We start from the raw sequence: 1,058 nt of genomic DNA on the forward strand, positions 1-1,058 counted from the left end.
CCGGCCTTGGCGGTTCAAATCCCCCCCCCGCATCCTCCCATTCCCCGCCGCGCCGATAATTCCGTGATCGCGCCAGTATCATCAAGTCGCCCGGTCTGTTCGCACGTTCGGCGAACGCTCAACAACACGACTTGACGGGCTGTGTCTGGCGTCTGAAAAGGGCTGGCCTGCGGACGTGGCGGAATTGGTAGACGCAAGGGACTTAAAATCCCTCGATCTCTGATCGTACGGGTTCGATTCCCGTCGTCCGCACCACCCTTCGCTCTTCGAGCTTCGGGTGGCGGGCCACCTGAAGCTCGTTAGTGCATGCCGCCCAAAAGTGAACTCGGTTTTGGGAGGACGACATGCACAAAAAAAAGCGTCCTCCGAAGCCTTGGCGAAGGAGGACCGGTTCGAATTTCATCCGTTCAGGCGCACCAATTTCACCGGCTACAGCTTGTCGGCATCTCTACGCCTCGAACACCTTCTCAGTGAACCATTCCGCCAACCTGGCAAGCTCCGGCCCCAGCACGCGATCGGCGCCGACAGGCGGCACGATAGCTCTGATTTGATCGACGAAGGAGCGCAGTGCCGGCGGCGGCGTCCGTTCGGTGACGTGCAGCGCCTGCGAGGCGATCATCGCCAGCATCGCCATGGCCGCGTCGACGCAGCGGCCGGCGGTCGCTTCCTTGGTCCATGCGAAGAATGCCGTCGTGGCGACGTCGTCCTGCCCCGCGCCCGCTGATTCCGTGCCCGGCATGAAGGTACGTTGCGCTGCCAGCTTGGCCTGTTCGAGATAGCCGGTGATTGCCATCGGTACGTAGCCGACATTGCCATGGCCATCGCTGTCGGCCGAGTGACGTCCGGTCATCAGCAGATCCGGCAGCAGCGACACCTTGCCGTTCAGAAGCTTCGAGGCGTGGCGGTCGCAGAGCAGGCAGATATCGGCCCATATCGCCGCCAGATCGTCCAACGCCGGCGTCGCCATGGCGTTGTGATAGCCGCCGGTCGAGATGCAGCGGCCGAGCGGATGTGCATCGTCGGGCGGGATGTAGACCGGATTGTCCGATATAGAGGCC

1 protein-coding gene and 1 tRNA gene are annotated in these 1,058 nt (G+C 62.7%); one reads left to right on the forward strand and one right to left on the reverse strand.

Going from position 1 to position 1,058, the window contains the following annotated elements; genetic code table 11:
• The first annotated feature begins 169 nt into the window (after nt 1-169).
• Nucleotides 170-255, forward strand: a tRNA-Leu gene (locus EN906_RS35145).
• Between the two features lie 193 nt (nt 256-448).
• Here EN906_RS35145 and EN906_RS35150 read toward each other — a convergent pair.
• Nucleotides 449-1,058: aromatic amino acid lyase (locus tag EN906_RS35150; RefSeq protein ID WP_164777655.1), on the reverse strand; the 610-nt coding region annotated here is incomplete at its 5' end.

The organism is Mesorhizobium sp. M7A.F.Ca.CA.004.06.1.1 (assembly GCF_003999135.1).
In the GTDB taxonomy this organism is placed as follows: Bacteria; Pseudomonadota; Alphaproteobacteria; order Rhizobiales; family Rhizobiaceae; genus Mesorhizobium.